General features: G+C 59.8%; 18 protein-coding genes. 10 read left to right on the forward strand and 8 right to left on the reverse strand.

Annotated elements, in window-relative coordinates; translation table 11 throughout:
• A partial coding sequence (locus IIC71_11760) for a gamma-glutamyltransferase (protein MCH7669855.1) occupies window positions 1-355 on the reverse strand: 355 nt, incomplete at its 3' end.
• A complete protein-coding gene (locus IIC71_11765) occupies window positions 352-978 on the reverse strand; it encodes a hypothetical protein (GenBank protein ID MCH7669856.1) in 627 nt (208 codons plus the stop codon). The genes IIC71_11765 and IIC71_11760, both read right to left, overlap by 4 nt.
• 535 nt (window positions 979-1,513) lie before the next feature.
• Between IIC71_11765 and IIC71_11770 the strand changes: the two genes are divergently transcribed.
• Both IIC71_11770 and IIC71_11775 read left to right on the forward strand, forming a co-directional pair.
• A complete protein-coding gene (locus IIC71_11770; protein ID MCH7669857.1) occupies window positions 1,514-2,860 on the forward strand; it encodes an HD-GYP domain-containing protein in 1,347 nt (448 codons plus the stop codon).
• Window positions 2,853-4,094, forward strand: a complete 1,242-nt coding sequence (locus tag IIC71_11775; GenBank protein MCH7669858.1) for an HD domain-containing protein — start codon at window positions 2,853-2,855, stop codon at window positions 4,092-4,094. The genes IIC71_11770 and IIC71_11775 overlap by 8 nt, the downstream gene beginning before the upstream one ends.
• A gap of 101 nt (window positions 4,095-4,195) precedes the next feature.
• On the opposite strand, the gene IIC71_11780 is transcribed toward IIC71_11775, so the two are convergent.
• Window positions 4,196-4,756: a DUF5317 domain-containing protein gene (locus tag IIC71_11780; protein MCH7669859.1), complete on the reverse strand. Its 561-nt coding sequence runs from the start codon at window positions 4,754-4,756 to the stop codon at window positions 4,196-4,198.
• A 178-nt stretch (window positions 4,757-4,934) separates the two neighbouring features.
• Here IIC71_11780 and IIC71_11785 point away from each other — a divergent pair, with 178 nt between their 5' ends.
• On the forward strand, window positions 4,935-5,714 hold the full coding sequence (locus tag IIC71_11785; GenBank protein ID MCH7669860.1) for an enoyl-CoA hydratase/isomerase family protein: 780 nt from the start codon (window positions 4,935-4,937) through the stop codon (window positions 5,712-5,714).
• 562 nt (window positions 5,715-6,276) lie between these two features.
• Here the strand turns inward: IIC71_11785 and IIC71_11790 are convergent.
• Window positions 6,277-6,891, reverse strand: coding sequence for a TlpA family protein disulfide reductase (locus tag IIC71_11790; GenBank protein MCH7669861.1), 615 nt, complete (start codon window positions 6,889-6,891; stop codon window positions 6,277-6,279).
• Window positions 6,892-7,171: 280 nt separating this feature from the next.
• On the opposite strand from IIC71_11790, the gene IIC71_11795 reads away from it, so the two are divergent.
• The 3 genes from IIC71_11795 (at window position 7,172) to IIC71_11805 (ending at window position 10,169) form a co-directional block, all read left to right on the forward strand.
• On the forward strand, window positions 7,172-8,236 hold the full coding sequence (locus tag IIC71_11795) for a response regulator (protein ID MCH7669862.1): 1,065 nt from the start codon (window positions 7,172-7,174) through the stop codon (window positions 8,234-8,236).
• A 191-nt stretch (window positions 8,237-8,427) separates the two neighbouring features.
• On the forward strand, window positions 8,428-8,727 hold the full coding sequence (locus IIC71_11800; protein MCH7669863.1) for a HEAT repeat domain-containing protein: 300 nt from the start codon (window positions 8,428-8,430) through the stop codon (window positions 8,725-8,727).
• Window positions 8,724-10,169 (forward strand): glycosyltransferase family 2 protein, encoded by a 1,446-nt coding sequence (locus IIC71_11805; GenBank protein ID MCH7669864.1) that lies wholly within the window; start codon window positions 8,724-8,726, stop codon window positions 10,167-10,169. The genes IIC71_11800 and IIC71_11805 overlap by 4 nt, the downstream gene beginning before the upstream one ends.
• On the opposite strand, the gene IIC71_11810 is transcribed toward IIC71_11805, so the two are convergent.
• The 3 genes from IIC71_11810 to IIC71_11820 all read right to left on the reverse strand — a co-directional run bounded on the left by IIC71_11810 (window position 10,159) and on the right by IIC71_11820 (window position 12,424).
• Window positions 10,159-10,995 carry a hypothetical protein gene (locus tag IIC71_11810; GenBank protein MCH7669865.1) on the reverse strand — a complete coding sequence of 279 codons (837 nt, stop codon included), beginning with the start codon at window positions 10,993-10,995 and terminating at the stop codon, window positions 10,159-10,161. The two genes, IIC71_11805 and IIC71_11810, sit on opposite strands and share 11 nt — an antisense overlap.
• Window positions 10,996-11,085: 90 nt before the next feature.
• On the reverse strand, window positions 11,086-11,373 hold the full coding sequence (locus IIC71_11815; protein MCH7669866.1) for a hypothetical protein: 288 nt from the start codon (window positions 11,371-11,373) through the stop codon (window positions 11,086-11,088).
• A gap of 94 nt (window positions 11,374-11,467) precedes the next feature.
• Complete coding sequence (locus tag IIC71_11820) at window positions 11,468-12,424, reverse strand: M20/M25/M40 family metallo-hydrolase (GenBank protein ID MCH7669867.1); 957 nt, start codon at window positions 12,422-12,424, stop codon at window positions 11,468-11,470.
• 108 nt (window positions 12,425-12,532) lie between these two features.
• Between IIC71_11820 and IIC71_11825 the strand changes: the two genes are divergently transcribed.
• On the forward strand, window positions 12,533-13,315 hold the full coding sequence (locus IIC71_11825) for an ABC transporter permease (GenBank protein ID MCH7669868.1): 783 nt from the start codon (window positions 12,533-12,535) through the stop codon (window positions 13,313-13,315).
• A gap of 2 nt (window positions 13,316-13,317) precedes the next feature.
• Here the strand turns inward: IIC71_11825 and IIC71_11830 are convergent, their stop codons facing one another.
• Entirely contained in the window at window positions 13,318-13,908 is a 591-nt protein-coding gene (locus tag IIC71_11830) for an NAD(P)H-dependent oxidoreductase (protein MCH7669869.1), read from the reverse strand.
• A gap of 79 nt (window positions 13,909-13,987) precedes the next feature.
• On the opposite strand from IIC71_11830, the gene IIC71_11835 reads away from it, so the two are divergent.
• From IIC71_11835 to IIC71_11845, 3 genes are all read left to right on the forward strand, one after another.
• Complete coding sequence (locus IIC71_11835; GenBank protein ID MCH7669870.1) at window positions 13,988-14,134, forward strand: hypothetical protein; 147 nt, start codon at window positions 13,988-13,990, stop codon at window positions 14,132-14,134.
• A gap of 425 nt (window positions 14,135-14,559) precedes the next feature.
• Window positions 14,560-14,811, forward strand: a complete 252-nt coding sequence (locus tag IIC71_11840; protein MCH7669871.1) for an antitoxin — start codon at window positions 14,560-14,562, stop codon at window positions 14,809-14,811.
• A complete protein-coding gene (locus IIC71_11845) occupies window positions 14,798-15,106 on the forward strand; it encodes a type II toxin-antitoxin system PemK/MazF family toxin (protein MCH7669872.1) in 309 nt (102 codons plus the stop codon). The genes IIC71_11840 and IIC71_11845 overlap by 14 nt, the downstream gene beginning before the upstream one ends.
• Window positions 15,107-15,137 lie beyond the last annotated feature (31 nt).

Consider the following 15,137-nt stretch of genomic DNA (forward strand, 5'->3'; position numbering starts at 1 on the left):
GTCCAGCTCGGCCCGACGCATTCATACACATCGGGACCCCAAATCCGGGTCCGTTTACTAGGGCGAACAGGTCACCACCTAGTCCGCAGGTCGTCGGAAGAACAACCCCTAGTACGGCGTTGGCGGAGATAGCCGCGTCGATGGCGGATCCGCCAGCCCGCATGGTGTCGATGGCGGCCTCTGTTGCCAGGAAGTGCGGCGTGACGGCGGCCGTTGTTCCCGCCCCACCTTCTTGTTCTGGCGTCCTGACACGGCACCCAACGTGCGGTGTCAGGACGCCAGAACGGACCGCGGCCGTTTTACCTGTGCCCCGTGATGTGAGCGTGGCACTGGTGTCACGCGGGTTGAAGGTCATTCGGTGAGTTGCTCCAAGCGACGGTTTAGAGCGTCGAGAATGGCCTTGACCGCTGCACTCGTGCTGTCACCCTGTTCGATGGCAGAACCCACTGCCACCTCTTCGCTGTGGCGGTCGTTCGAACCAACCACGACCGCGATCATTATCTTGCGCATACCGACGCTTGCCGGCCCGATGCCGTCGAGCGCCATGGCCGGGGCGCGAGGAAACGACGACTGGATCGCTTCGAGCGTTGCCTCGCCGATCAATCGCAGCCGCGCCGACTCTGCGATCGGTCCCGCGGCGACACCGACATGCTCCTCTTCCTTGTACGAGAGTTTGACGGTGATGGTCGTCCGTGCGCCTTCTGGCTCTTCGACGACCTCGACGAGCGCAGGACGTTGACGCGCATCGAGGGTGCTGTTCGGGGCGTTGATCTGAACCACCGAAACGACACGCCGGTCAATTGATTCACCGAATTTCGCCATGACGAGTGACTGGACGTCACGAACTACCTGTTTGGCGGTACGGTCAGGCGCTGCCAAGACATGCACTTCAACAATCTTGTTTCCGTCGCGTACGACGCGCACCGCGTCGACGGAGTCGAGCCGCGTCAGCGACTCTTCTATCTCCCGCACCTGCACGTGTACCCGCTTTCCGACTGCGTGACTCCGCAGCGTAGTCGTTCTGTGTCTCGTTGTGTTCGCAGAGAGCAACGCGTTCTGTGGCAACCGACCACTGATCGCGACGACACTTGGAGCAACGCACCAATCGGTCCTTGCGTGTACGGCTATCCCTTCATAGTCTGGTGAAGTCGCCGAGAGGTGATATGACCATCCGGGGTTGAGGACCGAACGGAGCTTCCGTTAAGTGGGGTTGGTCGTGCACGTAAACAACAGAAAATTTTCCTCCTCGTACGAGGTGGAAACCAAGGGTGACGCCCAGATCCGTTCCGACCGAACACCAAGCGTAGCGATTGACCCAGTACCGGCGGCGATGTCGGTGGTGAGAAAGTTCGCAAAAGGGTTGATGTTTAGTGAAAAGTCAGATAGCAAGAATCGCACTGGCCGCTGGTGCATTCGCAACTGCAATGGTCGTGGGAGTGGCTAACTTCCGCGTTGGCTAAGTAACCGTCTCGGAACGGTACTGGGCGTCCCAATCAATGGACTAGTAGTGTTAGTGATCGACCCTCTTAGACAGCGACGGCTTCGGATCCGCTACGCAATCGCGCTCGGCGTTGCGGGTCTTCTTGTACTTTTTACTCTGTTTCTGGTCGGTGGCGTCCCCACGGCCCAAAGCTGGGGTCTGTGGATGCTCTTCGCTCCGGTGTATCTATACCTTGAATGGAATGCGCTGGAGGTCAATGATCGCTTAATCGCGTCACCAGGCGTCATGATCGCAATGACCGCTGCGTTGGCGATCGGCCCAGAAGACGCTTTGGTGTTGGTGCCTCTCATGGTTGCGATCGGACCCATTGCTCCAACAGATGTTCGCTTGCGGCGATGGTTCCAGCCGATTGTCAACTTCGGACAGTTGACGATTTCAGCAGCAGTGATGGTCACAATTCTCGCGATTTGGCTCCCCGAATACCCCCTTGAGCGAACTGATCTGTGGCGCGTCGCGCTGGTCACAATTGCGGGGGCAGGGACGTACACTTTTATCAACTTCCAAGCGGTCACATTGATCGTGCGCAATGTGTTTGGCCGCCGAGATGTGCGGCCCTGGTCCAATCTGCCAAGTATCGTGACGCCAGCGCTGGGGATGGGTTTTGTCGGCGGTCTTCTCGGTGCGGCCTACCACCTCGCAGGGAACGGGATTCTTCCCCTGATCGTGATCGTGTTCTTCGTCGGGCACATGACGTTTGCGTCGTACGCGCAGCTTCGCGAGGCGCAGGAGTCCACCTTGAGAGGTTTCATCAAGGCCCTGGAGGCAAAGGACCTCTACACGCGTGGGCACACCGAACGAGTCGCGTATTTTTCCGAACTCATCGGGCAGAAAATGGGCTTTAACGGGACTCGGTTGGAGGGTCTGAGGTGGGCTGCGCTGATCCACGATGTCGGGAAGCTTGCCGTGCCCCGCGACTTGATTCGTAAGAATGCCCGGCTCACCCGGGAGGAATACGCCCAGATGCAAGAGCATGTGCATCTGGTGGAAGACCTGTTGGCGGCCGTCGACTTCCTCCAGCCGATGGTCGTCTTCGCATCGAACCATCACGCCCACTTTGATGGCGCCGGCTACATCGGCTCACACGAGCACGATGTTGGGAATCTGCCAATGGAGGCCCGGATCCTGGCTGTCGCGGACTCGTTCGACGCAATGACAAGCACCCGTTCGTATCGGGTGGCATTGTCGCAGCCGTACGCATTCGCCGAGCTGCGACGTAACGCTGGTTCGCAGTTTGACCCCGAGGTTGTAGAGGTTCTCATCGAGGTATTGACTTCGAGGGGCGAGGTGTACGGTTCTGTGGACATGGTGGACGATGACGAGGCGCGTCGCATTGCCGAGGAGGGGTGGACGAATGCCTAAAACTGCTTTCCGAACGTTGTCGGTTGCGACTTGGATCGCCATGGTTGCCCTTGGCGTCGTGTTGTACCCGAGCGCAAAGGTGAGCCCGTTGTTGCTGGTCGCGTCGGCTGCGTTGTTGCTGGGTGCGCAGACCATCTCGGTGCCGGCACCGTCGGGGGGAACGGTGTACCTTGGGCTGAGTGTTGCTTCTGCAACGCCGATGCTCACACGCGATACGGTGTCGACGATCGTGATCTTTTCGGTCGGGATGGCGGGCGCCTGGATGGTGCTTACCATCCGTAGGTCCGAGGCCGTCGAGCGCGGCAGCGAGTTTGTTGCCGAGGTAGTCGCTCTAGGGGCATTCGCACTGGCCTACCACGGTGTCGACGAGTGGCTTGTTGTATGGAACGGGTCGAGATCGCTCCAGGTAGGGGTGTCCATTCTTTCGGCAGGCCTCGCCTGGTACTTGGTGCGCGCGGCCCTGCGCTCTCTCACAGGTCTTGAGGAGGGCGATCTGTCGGTTCGATTTCTTTGGCTGCTGGCGCTGGAGGATTGGACCGTTGTAATTTCGCTGCTTGCCTCTGGAGCCATTTTTGGCTTTACGTTTCCATCTATGGGTTGGTGGGCGTTCCCTATCTCAGCGCTGCCGTACCTCTTTAGCCACTCCGCCTTTGTGCGATACCATCAGACTCGGGTCACCTACGGTCAGACGATCCGGGCGTTGGCTCAGATCCCTGAAGTGGCTGGACTTGCGCCCGGTGGGCATTCGTCGCGTACCGCAGACCTTGCCGTGTCGATCGCTCGGGAAATCGGCCTCCATCCTGACGATGTGACGCTGCTTGAGTACGCCGCGCTTATGCACGACATCGGACGGATCACGCTAAACGAACCGGCGATTCTGCGCGCTGGATACACCGAAGAGGACATCGCCCAATGGGGTGCCCAGATCATTGCGGAGGCACCGTATCTTGAGTATGTCGCTCAGGTCGTTGCGGTCCAGCACCATCCCTACCAGCATCACGGTGCAGCTACAGACGAGGACGTGCCGGTGTTGTCGAGGATCATCAAGGTAGCGAGCGCGTACGACCACGCGACTCGCGAAGCAGGTTTTGCACCGATCGATGCAATGGACCAGATTCATCGCGGATCTGACTATGAATTCGACCCGAGAATTGCGGACTCGCTACACCGGGTCCTTGAGCACCGCGGTGTTCTCAACGGCCAAGATGGAACACCGTTGACGCCGCAGAGTTAATGTCCGGAGCGCTTGTAGCTCAGGTCGACCTGCTGACGACAAGGTCGCAGTTCCGACCTCGCACAGGACCCGTATTGGTCAACCTACCGTCTTGCGAATCCTCACGATCTGGCGGCCGACCCCGGTGGAGTTCGCGCTCCTTTTCTGAAGAGGCGGGCAGGCTGGCGGATGTGGTGCTCGATCAGCGTTCCGAGACCAATCGCGAAAAAAATATCACCCAGCGAAATGACGTTTCCTGGCATTGGCAAGACGTCAGCGAGAAACGGCAGGCGTGTCGAGGTATCGAGTAGTACGTGCTTGGCGCCGAGCGGTAGCGAGAAGGTTCCCCCTGCGAGCTCGACTGCTTCGGGTAACACCGGCATGCCCCCGTTGACGGCGATGACAGTGAAATTCATCAGTAGTCCCACCCCGGTCATCCACATACCGGGCGCTGTCCAGTTGGCTGCAACCAGGCCCAAGAGCACGACGTAGCTGGTGAGCACCAGAATCCGTGCGAGCAGCCGCTGGTCAGAGTCCAGGACGCTGGCGGCTATCTGCATGCCAAACCCGACAAAAAGCAGCCACCACCCCCGTATAAACATGTCCGTAAAATTGCCAAGGTTGCCTCCGCGCAACAACGCGATCGCAACCGGAACAATGAGTACGAACACCAGCAACAGCATGAGTAAGAGAGTAGTGCACCGCTGGCGAAGTGCATCTGAGCGCCGTTGACCAACTGGCTGCCTGTGAGGGCTGGTTCGCCGTCGGGCGGGGTCTCTACGCTATTTGAAGTACGTCTCGCCTGCGCTCGTGTTGAAGCGGGCAAGCGACGTGGACCCGCTGGGTCGGCTACCGTCACTCGTGGAGGTACCCGTGGTCCGTTACGAAAGTGGCGGTGGTCGTTGCACGATCACTATTGACGATCCTGATCGGCACAACCCGATGTCGGCAGAGGTCATGGTCGACCTTGTCGGTGCGGTCCGAAGGGCTGCCGACGACGGCGACGTGCGGGTGATCGTGATAACGGGTGCCGGTGACAAGAGTTTTTCTGCCGGAGGTGATCTTGCTGGCGGGTTCGTCGACACTCCGCTCACCGGTCATGAAGGACGCGGTGCGTTGGTGGCGCTTTTTCGGAGTCTTCGGCGGTGTGGGAAACCAACGATTGCCCGGGTAAATGGCCATGCCTTGGGCGGAGGTTTCGGGCTTGCTGCCGCGTGTGACATCACGATCGCCTCGGAGCGTGCAACCTTTGGGACCCCGGAGGTGAACATCGGTCTGTGGCCCATGATGATTTCTGCCGTCCTCAAACCACTCGTGCCTCGCAAGGCGCTGCTAGACATGATGATGACCGGTCGCCGGTTTAGCGCTGACGAAGCGTTGCAGATGGGCATTGCGACGCGGGTCGTTCCGCACGAGGAGCTTGATCACGAAGTGGACAAAACCGTTGATGCCCTGCTTGCAGTGAGTCCGTCGGTGTTGGCTCTCGGCAAGGATTCCTTTTACGCCTTTGCGGATGTGGGGTTCGATGCGGCTCTTGACTCTCTCCATATCGGCTTAACAGCATTGGCAACGACCGATGATGCCCAAGAAGGAGTTCGCGCGTTTGTCGAGAAACGCAGCCCCGAGTGGCGGGGTACGTGAATGCGAGTTGAGGCGGACATGCCGGCACGGGTGTGGAAGCTCGTCGTGCCGATGTATCGCCGCTGTCTCGGTCGGGGTCGGCAGCTTCGCCGTCGAGGACAATCGTTATGAGCTGGTCGAAACGCTGTTCTCCCTCGCTCGGAGTGAACCAATTCGTCAGTTCAAGAGAAACGGAACCGTGCAGCGCTGCCCAGAAGATTCGTGACAAATCTGCTGGATTCGACTTTCTGAACTGGCCCTCTTCTTGCGCTTCTACAAACAACTCAGCAACGATTGTTTGCAGTCGGCGGGCGTCATCTCGATCGTCGGGCGATGGCAGCAGTTCTCGGACCCTGGGACCGTACATGAGTTCGTACAGGTGCGGGGATGCCACCGCAAAATCTCGGCAGGCGACGCCGAAGTATCTGGAGGCCGCGAAAATCAGAAAAGCAGCAACCCACACGCACTCCATGATCCTCGTCACCTCGTTCGTGCCCCCTACCGCCTGAAGATTTGCCCAGTCGTGATACGTGTGGGTCCGCGGACGCAAAACCGTCCGTGCCATCGTTCCCAGAGGGAGGGATCAGGGACCGATGACCGGTGCGAGCAGTCGATCGATGTCTGATTCGGCGAGTTGGCCGAACACCGTTTCGACGATGATGCCCTCGCTCGAAATGATGTATGTTGCCGGCATCCCGACGGGTGGGTAAGTGTTCGCCACGATGTCACGCGTGTCGTAGGCGATCGGGTAGCTGATGCCGATCTCCTCGATGAAGGCTTGTGCCTCGCCGAGATCGTCGTTCACAGCGACACCGAGGAACATCACGCCGGGGTACCGGGCGAACGCTGCGTCGATATCGGGCATTTCGGCTCTGCACGGACCGCACCATGAGGCCCATAAATTGAGGAACACTGGCCGTCCATCTGTCTCAAGGAAATCGTAGAGATTGAAGAGATCTCCGTTGGCTAGGACAAGTTCGAAATTTGGTGCGACGTTTTCGTCACCCCCGATGTCGGGTGCGAGGTCCTCCAGGGTCCGAATGGTGATGTTGGGGTTGATCTCCACATCGATCGTCACCGGCGCGACCGACACGGTGTCTCTCGACTGAACCATGGCAAACGCCATCAGCGCTAACGCCGCCACACCAACGACCACGAGCAACAGCGTCTTGCGTTTTGCGGATTCGGCGGGGTTCACGGAGATTTGCTTTCGGAGTGTCAGACGTAGCGTATCGCTCCCTGTGGCTTATCCCGAAATGTCTCTCGATTTCTCCAGGGCTGGCCGTTCGTCTGATCGTTGGGATCGGCAGGACTCGGTGCGGGCCACACATCCTCCATCGGTTTTGAGGAGTTTCGGACCGTCTTCAAACTAGTCCAGGAGATGAAAAAAGATCTCACTTGCGGTCCTATTGTGCCGACGGTACAGAGATGGCGCCCGCAAGCCGGGCGTACGACGCCGCCTATTACACGAGGTCGTCATGAGGGAGCTTCGAGCCGCATTCCGCGAAGGACTTCCGCCGCTCATTGAGGCCCTCGAAGGCGTGGTTTCAAAGATTGCGTCAGGATCCTCCGATGTCGAGGATGAAGCTCGCCGTCTGGCACACCAACTCAAGGGGTCAGGCGGGAGTTTTGGATACCCCAAGGTCACCAACGCGGCGCTCAACGTTCTCGAGTCGTCGGCGCCCGCGATGGTCGAACCGTTGGAAAGCCTCATTGCGCTTATGCGGCGTATTGTCAGTGAGGACGCGTCCACCGTCACCCAAATTCTCGTCATTGACGACGACCCCTTGATCCAGCAGCTTCTGGTTGCGACGCTGCGTAGCGACAGCCGCGATGTCGTCGTTGCCGGCTCGTTGTCCGAAGCTGAGAAGGTGTTCTCGCAGGATTGGTCGCTGATTATTCTTGACCTGTTTCTCCCCGATGGTGACGGAAGACACGTGATAAAGCAGCTCCGCGAGGCTGCTGACACGGCGCTAACGCCGATCCTCGTTTTATCTGGCGCGAGTTCCGGGCTAGCGAGAGATGAATGTCTCGATCTTGGTGCAGTCGCGTTCGTTGAGAAACCTTTTGTCCCCGCCGAACTGTTTGAAATCGCCGACCAGATTCTCCACGGAACTCTGGTTCGGCAGACCACGGGCGACTTGTCCGTCGATGAGGAGTCCGATTTGCCTGGTCCTCACACGATCCTGATCGCGGAAGATGATGAACTCACCGCGACGTTGATCAAGGACCGGCTCATTCGCAACGGATTTGAAGTCGTCCACTGCACCAACGGCCAAGAAGCGCTGGAGGTTGCAGAGCGCCAACCGCTGGCATTGGCGATTCTTGACGTGAAGATGCCACGGATGGACGGATTTGAGTTGTTGGCCAAGTTGCGGCAGCTGCCTCACCTGGCGGACACACCGATCATGATGCTGACCGGTATGGGTAGCGAACGCGACGTCGTCCGGGGCTTTGAACTCGGTGCGAATGACTACGTTTTGAAACCCTTCTCACCCGCCGAGTTAGTCGCCCGGATTGATCGACTTCTGGCGCAGTCGTGACCGCTGGAGGTGTGCGGCATGCGCGGGGCTGGCGTGTTGGCGCAGGGTTTGTCTGTCGAGGAGCGACCAAACACGCGTCGAACTGCGTAGGACGCGTCGGACGTAAGTAGCGTGGCGTTTCCGCTGGCGCCATAGCGGCGCTGCTGATTGCTGGGGATCGACCGGAAGACCGTGAGCTGCTCGTCGCGTCGTTGCGGGTGATCGGAGCGGTTGGGCAGTCAAAACACGTAGACGTCGCACGCCCTCTTCTGGCACACGAAGACCCTGTTGTCCGGGCACAGACGGCGATCGTTCTTGGAAACATCGGGGACGCGTCCGATGGTCTCGCGCTTGCCCACGCGGTCGGCGACGAGTCGCCGTGGGTTGCGATTCACGCGGCCGCAGCGCTACGGCGGTTGGGGCAGGACGCCACGCTGCGGATCCTTAAGGACGCGCCAGAAACCAACTCAGAGGCCGCCTTTGAGGCCTTGGCAGAGGCTGTGTCGCAGTGATGGGTGTCCTCGATGTGATCAATGTTGTGGCTCTCGGGTACTTCGCCGCTCTCAACTTGACCTATCTCGCTTTGACGATTGCGTCGTTCCCGCAGACCCGCCGGTACGTCGCTCGGCTAAAGACCTTGCATGTGAACGAACTCGTCGGTGCCGCCGGCAGCCTCCCGATTTCCCTTCTTGTGCCCGCGTTCAATGAAGAATCGACCATTGTCGAGGCGACCCGGTGTCTGCTGACGCTCCGCTACCCGGAGTACGAGATCATCGTGATCAGCGATGGCTCCACCGATGGCACGATCGCCGCTATGACCGAAGCATTCGAGTTGCGGCCCGCGCATCGGCTACCGACGAGCGTGATCCCAACAGCCGTGGTCTCCGGCGTGCTCCGCAGCCGGATGCACCCCCATCTGTGGTTGATCGACAAGGAAAACGGGGGTAAAGCTGATGCCTTGAACGTAGGTCTCAATCACTCCAGGTATCCGTTGTTCGCTGCTTTGGACGCGGATACCCTGCTCGAACCTGATGCGTTGGTTCGGATCGCGCGCCCGTTCCTCGAAGATCGACGGACAGTTGCCGCCGGGGCGATGATCCGCATCGCCAACGGTTGCAAGATCGAAGCCGGCGAGGTCGAGGAAGTCGCGCTGCCGCACAGATTGCTTCCCGAACTTCAAATCGTTGAGTATCTGCGGGCGTTCTTTGTCGGTCGTGTCGGATGGAATGCCGTGGGGGCAACTCTGATTGTCTCGGGGGCGTTTGGTGTCTTCCGGCGATCGATCGTCGCCGCAGCCGGGGGGTTCTCGACCGACACCGTGGGCGAAGATATGGAGCTGATTGTCAGGCTTCATCGCTACTGCCGAGACAATGACATCCCGTACCGAATCTCATTCATCCCGGACCCGGTTGCATGGACCGAGGCACCTGAGACACTGCGGACGCTCGGCCGTCAACGAAGCCGCTGGCAGCGTGGCCTTGCGCAGGCGCTAACCCGGCACATACGGATGTTGGGCAACCCGCGTTACGGTTCTCCCGGCGTTCTAGCATTTCCGTATTACTTCTTCTTAGAGCTGCTTGGCCCCGTCATCGAGGTAATCGGGTACGCAGCCTTCGCAACGTCGGTGGCGCTCGGGGTGGCTTCACCCCGGTTTGTGATCGCCTTCCTGCTTTTGAGTGTGTTTTTCGGGTCGGCGCTGTCTGTAGCCGCCGTCGCTCTTGAGGAGATGTCATTCCGGCGGTACCGCAAGGGTCGCGACCTGGCCGTGCTGTTGGGATTGGCCCTCGTCGAGACCCTTGGGTATCGACATCTCAACACGTTTTGGCGTCTCCAGGGTCTTTGGGCGTTTCTGCGTGGCGACCGCGACTGGGGCACGATGGAGCGCCGCGGCTTCGGTGGTGACGGACAGGACTCGGCTACCGGACGCGAGTCGACCGGTGCGGTCAGCCGGTGACTTTGAAGGACACTTCGCCAGAGACTGACTTGGCGGTGCCTGCCTTGGTGTAGGACACCTCGACGGTCAACACATAACTGCCAGGGGACATTGCCGTTGCATCGATCAGGAAGCGGGCGACATCGGTCTCGCCATCCTCGAGGCTGTCGTTGTAATACAGGCTCGTGAATGGGCGGTCCGCTGGGTAGGTGATCGCGGTGCCGAGCGGTCCTGTGACGGTGATCTCGATGTCGCTGAGGACGGGGGCGAGGCCGGTCCACTCGACCCCAAGCCACGCGGGCTCGCCGACGGAGACCGATCCGGCGTCCGTGGTTGCCTGAGCAATGTCGTCACCCTTGAACTTTGCAACAGGGACCTTTATCTCGTAGTTCTGCTTGTCGTTCTTGCCGTCTTGAACCCAGGTCGCAACGACCTTCAGCTTGATGTTCTTGCTGCCATACGGGACGGACAGGCGTACAGAGGTGAAATCGATTTCGTTGGCAGACAGGGTGTCGTTGTCCATCAGACTGCTGTAGGAGGCCGTGTTGGCGGGATACTCGATGGTCACGCCACGGCTCTCTGTGGTGACTGCGATCTTGAAGTCGGTCGCATCTGTGCGCTTCGCTTTCCAGCTGAATGCGACCCATGCGGTGTCACCCTCGACGACGGCGGCGGTCCTCTTTGTCTTGAGCTCGACCTTGCCTTCATCCTTGCCGGTGCGTTTGTCCTCGACTTTGACTTTTTTAGTTTCCTCGACTCTGTCTGACTCCTCGGCCGCAAGGACCGGGCCAGCGGAGAATGCCAAGAGGCCGATCGTCAAAAGGAGGGTGAGTGCTTTCTTCATCATGCCTCTTAGATCGGGAGTAGGCGCAGATTTTTAAACATGTCGACGCGCTGTTAGGGCTCGGCCCGTGTGGACTAGTCAGCCGACGACCCGTTATGAGAGACAGTACGCCTCGTACTGTTCGGCTACCTGGGCGCGGAGATCCGGTGACGAAGCGAGGTCTTCCTTAAAGGTTTCGTAGTCAGCGCGGCTCAGTCCGGCAGTGGCCAACCTGTCTTCGAGTTCGGCGTCGAGTGCACCAAGATCATCGAATGTTTGGCGCTGCACGTCGCATTGCCAACGCGCCTCCAACGCGACCTCAGCGTCGGCCGTACCACCACTGCATGCGGTGGCCAGAGATGCAAGGGCGATGGTGATCGCTCCGATGCGTTGTGGGCTCATCTCTAGCGTATCGAACGATGCCGCCACTTCTTAAGCGGGGCCCACGCATTGGGGTACGCGGACGCTGGCTCGTCCTCACCTCCGGGGGTCGGGTTTATCCTCGTCCGGCGAGGATCTCAAGGGTCGCCGCTATGAGGCGGAGGTTTTCGAGTAGTGTTTCGCCGTCGATATGGCTGTCGCCATCGGTGTGATAATCGAGGTCGCCGGGTCTCCAGACGAACACCGACGGCACGCCGAGTTTGGCGAATGGCTCGTGGTCCGAGTTTTCGCCTCGGTCAATCTTGCGCACGTCGATGCTGACCTCCTCGCCCGCTTCGAGGATGACTTCAGCCGCGGCGTCGTCTGTTCCTGTGAGGGTCACCGCCATGACGGGGAATGGCTCGCCGACCATGTCGAGCGAGATCATCCAGTCCGGAAGATTCCCTTGCTCAGCCATCGTGGCTGCCCGCAGCCGCGATCCGAAGTGGTGATCGTCGCGGGGGTGGCCAAGCGTGACTTCCTCGGCGCCGAAGAATACGATCGTGATGGTGAGTGCCTCGATTGGCATTTCGTTGAGGCGGCGAGCCAACTCAAGAAGCCCGACGGTTCCGCTACCGTTGTCGTCGGCGCCTGGGCTCAAGTGCACACTGTCGTAATGCGCGCCTACGAGGACGGTTGCAGGCCCGTCGCCGAAGGACGACCAGATGTTCATGCTCAGCGCCTTGCCTGGTAGCGGGACGGACTCAGTTCTCTGGTGGACCCCAAGGGTCTCAAGCTTTCCCTGGATGAATGTCGCAGCTGCCCTTTCTGCCTCTCCGCCGGCTTCGCGTGGTCCGTTAGCGAGGAGCACTTCGAGGTCCGCCAACATTCGCCGCAGGGTCGCGTCGTCATCTCGGTCTAGGACTTCAGCGGGTACCGACGTGGTGGTGGTCGGTGCAGCGGTCGTCGTGCTAGGCGGAGACGTCGAGACGATCGAGCTTTGCGGTGTCGACACGGACGCGTCCTGTTGTGTTGAGCACGATGTGAGCAGCAGCGTGACAGTGACCGCGACGGTGCGCACAGGGTGGTTCATCCGAGCAAGCGTAGTTGACGTTTGGGGATTCGCCTGGGCAAAACCGTACAGTGTGGTTGTCAGTCGTATCCACGAAAAGAGGTCTGCGATGACCAGCGGGCACCCAGTATGAACGTAGTCGGGTTTCCCGTAGTTCTGGCATCACTGTCCCTGGTGATCATCGCCCTTGGGCTGGCCCGGTGGTTGCGGCTCGGCATCGAACGAGAACTGTTCGTCGCCGCGGTCCGGGCGGCGATCCAGCTCTCTGCTGTGGGCGTGCTCTTCGCTGCGATCTTTGGTTCGAGTCGCGCCAGCTTGTGGGCGTGGACGTGGGTTGCGTTCATGGTCGTCAACGCGACCCGCGTCGTGCTGCGGCGCGCCGAGCACGCTATCGACCACTTGGCATGGGCTGCGGGGCTCGCAATCGCGGGTTCAGCGGCAATCAGTATCTCAGTCACATTCGGGTTCGGCGTCCTTGACTACAACCCGGTGGCTTTGGTTGTGATTGCCGGCATCACAATCGGGAATGCGGTCCCGGCGTCAGTGCTCGCCGCAAAACAGTCCATCAGCCTATGTCGTGATCACGTCGGTGATCTCGACGCCGTGCTGGGTTTGGGCTTCGACAGGCGTCAAGCAGTTCGCTTCATGGCGCCGCGGGCTGCCAGAGCCGCGATGGTTCCTCAGATAGAACGCACTAAGGTCGTCGGCCTCATTGCGTTGCCGGGCGCGATGACCGGACTCTTGCTCGCCGGCGTCGACCCGGTCGATGCCGTCGCGGTCCAGCTCCTCGTGATGTATCTGGTGCTCGGCACCGTTGCCGTCTGTGTCGTGACGGTTGTCACAACGGTAACGAGCGCCGCCGTCACCGAGGACCTAAGGGCGGCGGAATGGACCAGAATGGCGAACAAATAGGTCTATGTCGCTCGGTGTGTGCGGCTGGCCGCAACGGCATGGTGAACGAACGTCGTCACGGCGTCTTCGTCGACACCGACGATGTTTCTGTCCTTGTCCACTGACAGTGAACCGGCAGCCAGCATGACCTCAGGGACGGTGGCGTGCACGTTTGCCATGAACGTCCTCAACATGTCGAGCCCGCGGCGGCCACCACGCTCTCCTGATACCGCCGAAGCCAGCATCACCGTGACCCCGACGAGGCAACGTCGATCCACACGGCTCATCCAGTCATAGGTGTTTTTGAACAGCGCCGGAAACGAACCGTTGTATTCAGGCGAAACCAGGATGAGAACGTCTGCGGTCTTGACGAGATCGACGAGCTGGCTTGCCGTATCGGGGACACCGTCGCGCTGCTCATCATCGCCGTTGTACATCGGCATTGGGAAATCGACGAGGTCGATCAACATCGCCTGAGTCCCGGCGGCGAGAATGCGTTGCGTGAGGAGGCGGCCGAGAGCCTGATTCAGCGACAGCTCTCGAGTGCTTGCGGGCATAACCAGGATGCGTGCGGTATCTTGTTTCGTTTTCGGGTCGTGCGATACGTGGTCCATGTTCCGTTTTCTAGTTGAGGGCAGTGGATCGTAACCAGCCCTGGGGTCCATCGACGACACTCCCGGCTATTGCGGCGCTATGGAAATTCTGAGCCGGCACCTCGCCCAGATCAATGTTGCCAAGGCTGTTGGGGCGCGTGATTCAGTGGACATGAAAGGGTTTATCGATCTGTTTGACGAAGTCAACGCCGAGGGGATGATCATCAAGAACCTCTCTGCGATTTAGGAGAACTACAAAGAGGCAGGGGTTGAACGCCTGGTTATCGCCCGCGTTGTCGAGACAGCCGCTGGTGTCGATGCGTATTGTGCAGCCGTCTCCGGGGCTGAAATCACGGTCGTTGATCTGCGTGGGCCTACGGAGACCGCGCACGAGCGGATCGCCCGGCGCGAATACAGCTCAGAGTGGGTACACAAGCTGCAGGAGCGCAGCGACGAGCTTCGATCCATTCTCGAGTCAAATGGTGTTGCGCACTTCGTTGTGTCAACACAGGGCGCGACACCCGAGGACGTCGCACAGACCATCCTCGAACTCGTCGGTTGGATTGGATGATGAAGCTTCGGTGCCAGCTTCATCTGGTCGATCCGCGGTGGCTCCGTGTTGAGAAGAATACAGGGGTTCTCAAGGGGTGTCATACGTCGTAGAGTGTGTGTATGACGATGCTCAGCTTTCGAGTGGACGATGAAGAGGCGGTGAACGCCCAGCAATGCGCAGAGCGGCTCGGCATTGACCGATCGCAACTGTTACGCGACGCGCTGCACCGCCATCTTGTGCGGCTTCGGGACGAAAGCGATATTGCGGCCTGGATGGCAGCACCCCTGACGTCGGATGAATTGGCGTTTAGTGAGGTCGCCGACTGGGGGCCCTCGGAGGACTGGTCGGACTGGGCGCATGCAGCGCGGTGAAATCTGGTTCGCTGACACGCCAGGAGGCGACCGGCCGGTGCTCGTATTGACGAGGGATCCGGCCGCGGATCGTATCGGGGGAGTTGTCGTAGTCGCGTTAACCCGTACGAGACGTGGCCTCGTATCGGAGTTGGAGTTGTCGCCAGACCTCGACGGCGTTCCAACCGAATGTGTGGCTAATTTCGACAACATGCACACACTGCCGCGGGGCGCCTTTCGGCGACTCGTTACACAACTCTCTCCGCAGCGTCGCGCAGATGCATGTCAAGTGATGGTTGACGCCACTGGCTGCTAATCGGGATACATGCGAACGATGCTGTGCTGTC

This window comes from Acidobacteriota bacterium (genome assembly GCA_022562055.1).
In the GTDB taxonomy this organism is placed as follows: Bacteria; Actinomycetota; Acidimicrobiia; order Spongiisociales; family UBA5794; genus BMS3BBIN02.

What these genes read in the sequence shown, in the direction of transcription:
- IIC71_11830 (MCH7669869.1), bottom strand. Translation starts at nt 13,908, where the DNA reads ATGGACCACGTATCGCACGACCCGAAAACGAAACAAGATACCGCACGC.
- IIC71_11815 (MCH7669866.1), bottom strand. Translation starts at nt 11,373, where the DNA reads ATGAGCCCACAACGCATCGGAGCGATCACCATCGCCCTTGCATCTCTG.
- IIC71_11820 (MCH7669867.1), bottom strand. Translation starts at nt 12,424, where the DNA reads ATGAACCACCCTGTGCGCACCGTCGCGGTCACTGTCACGCTGCTGCTC.
- IIC71_11840 (MCH7669871.1), top strand. Translation starts at nt 14,560, where the DNA reads ATGACGATGCTCAGCTTTCGAGTGGACGATGAAGAGGCGGTGAACGCC.
- IIC71_11775 (MCH7669858.1), top strand. Translation starts at nt 2,853, where the DNA reads ATGCCTAAAACTGCTTTCCGAACGTTGTCGGTTGCGACTTGGATCGCC.
- IIC71_11825 (MCH7669868.1), top strand. Translation starts at nt 12,533, where the DNA reads ATGAACGTAGTCGGGTTTCCCGTAGTTCTGGCATCACTGTCCCTGGTG.
- IIC71_11780 (MCH7669859.1), bottom strand. Translation starts at nt 4,756, where the DNA reads ATGCTGTTGCTGGTGTTCGTACTCATTGTTCCGGTTGCGATCGCGTTG.
- IIC71_11845 (MCH7669872.1), top strand. Translation starts at nt 14,798, where the DNA reads ATGCAGCGCGGTGAAATCTGGTTCGCTGACACGCCAGGAGGCGACCGG.
- IIC71_11795 (MCH7669862.1), top strand. Translation starts at nt 7,172, where the DNA reads ATGAGGGAGCTTCGAGCCGCATTCCGCGAAGGACTTCCGCCGCTCATT.
- IIC71_11810 (MCH7669865.1), bottom strand. Translation starts at nt 10,995, where the DNA reads ATGATGAAGAAAGCACTCACCCTCCTTTTGACGATCGGCCTCTTGGCA.
- IIC71_11835 (MCH7669870.1), top strand. Translation starts at nt 13,988, where the DNA reads ATGGAAATTCTGAGCCGGCACCTCGCCCAGATCAATGTTGCCAAGGCT.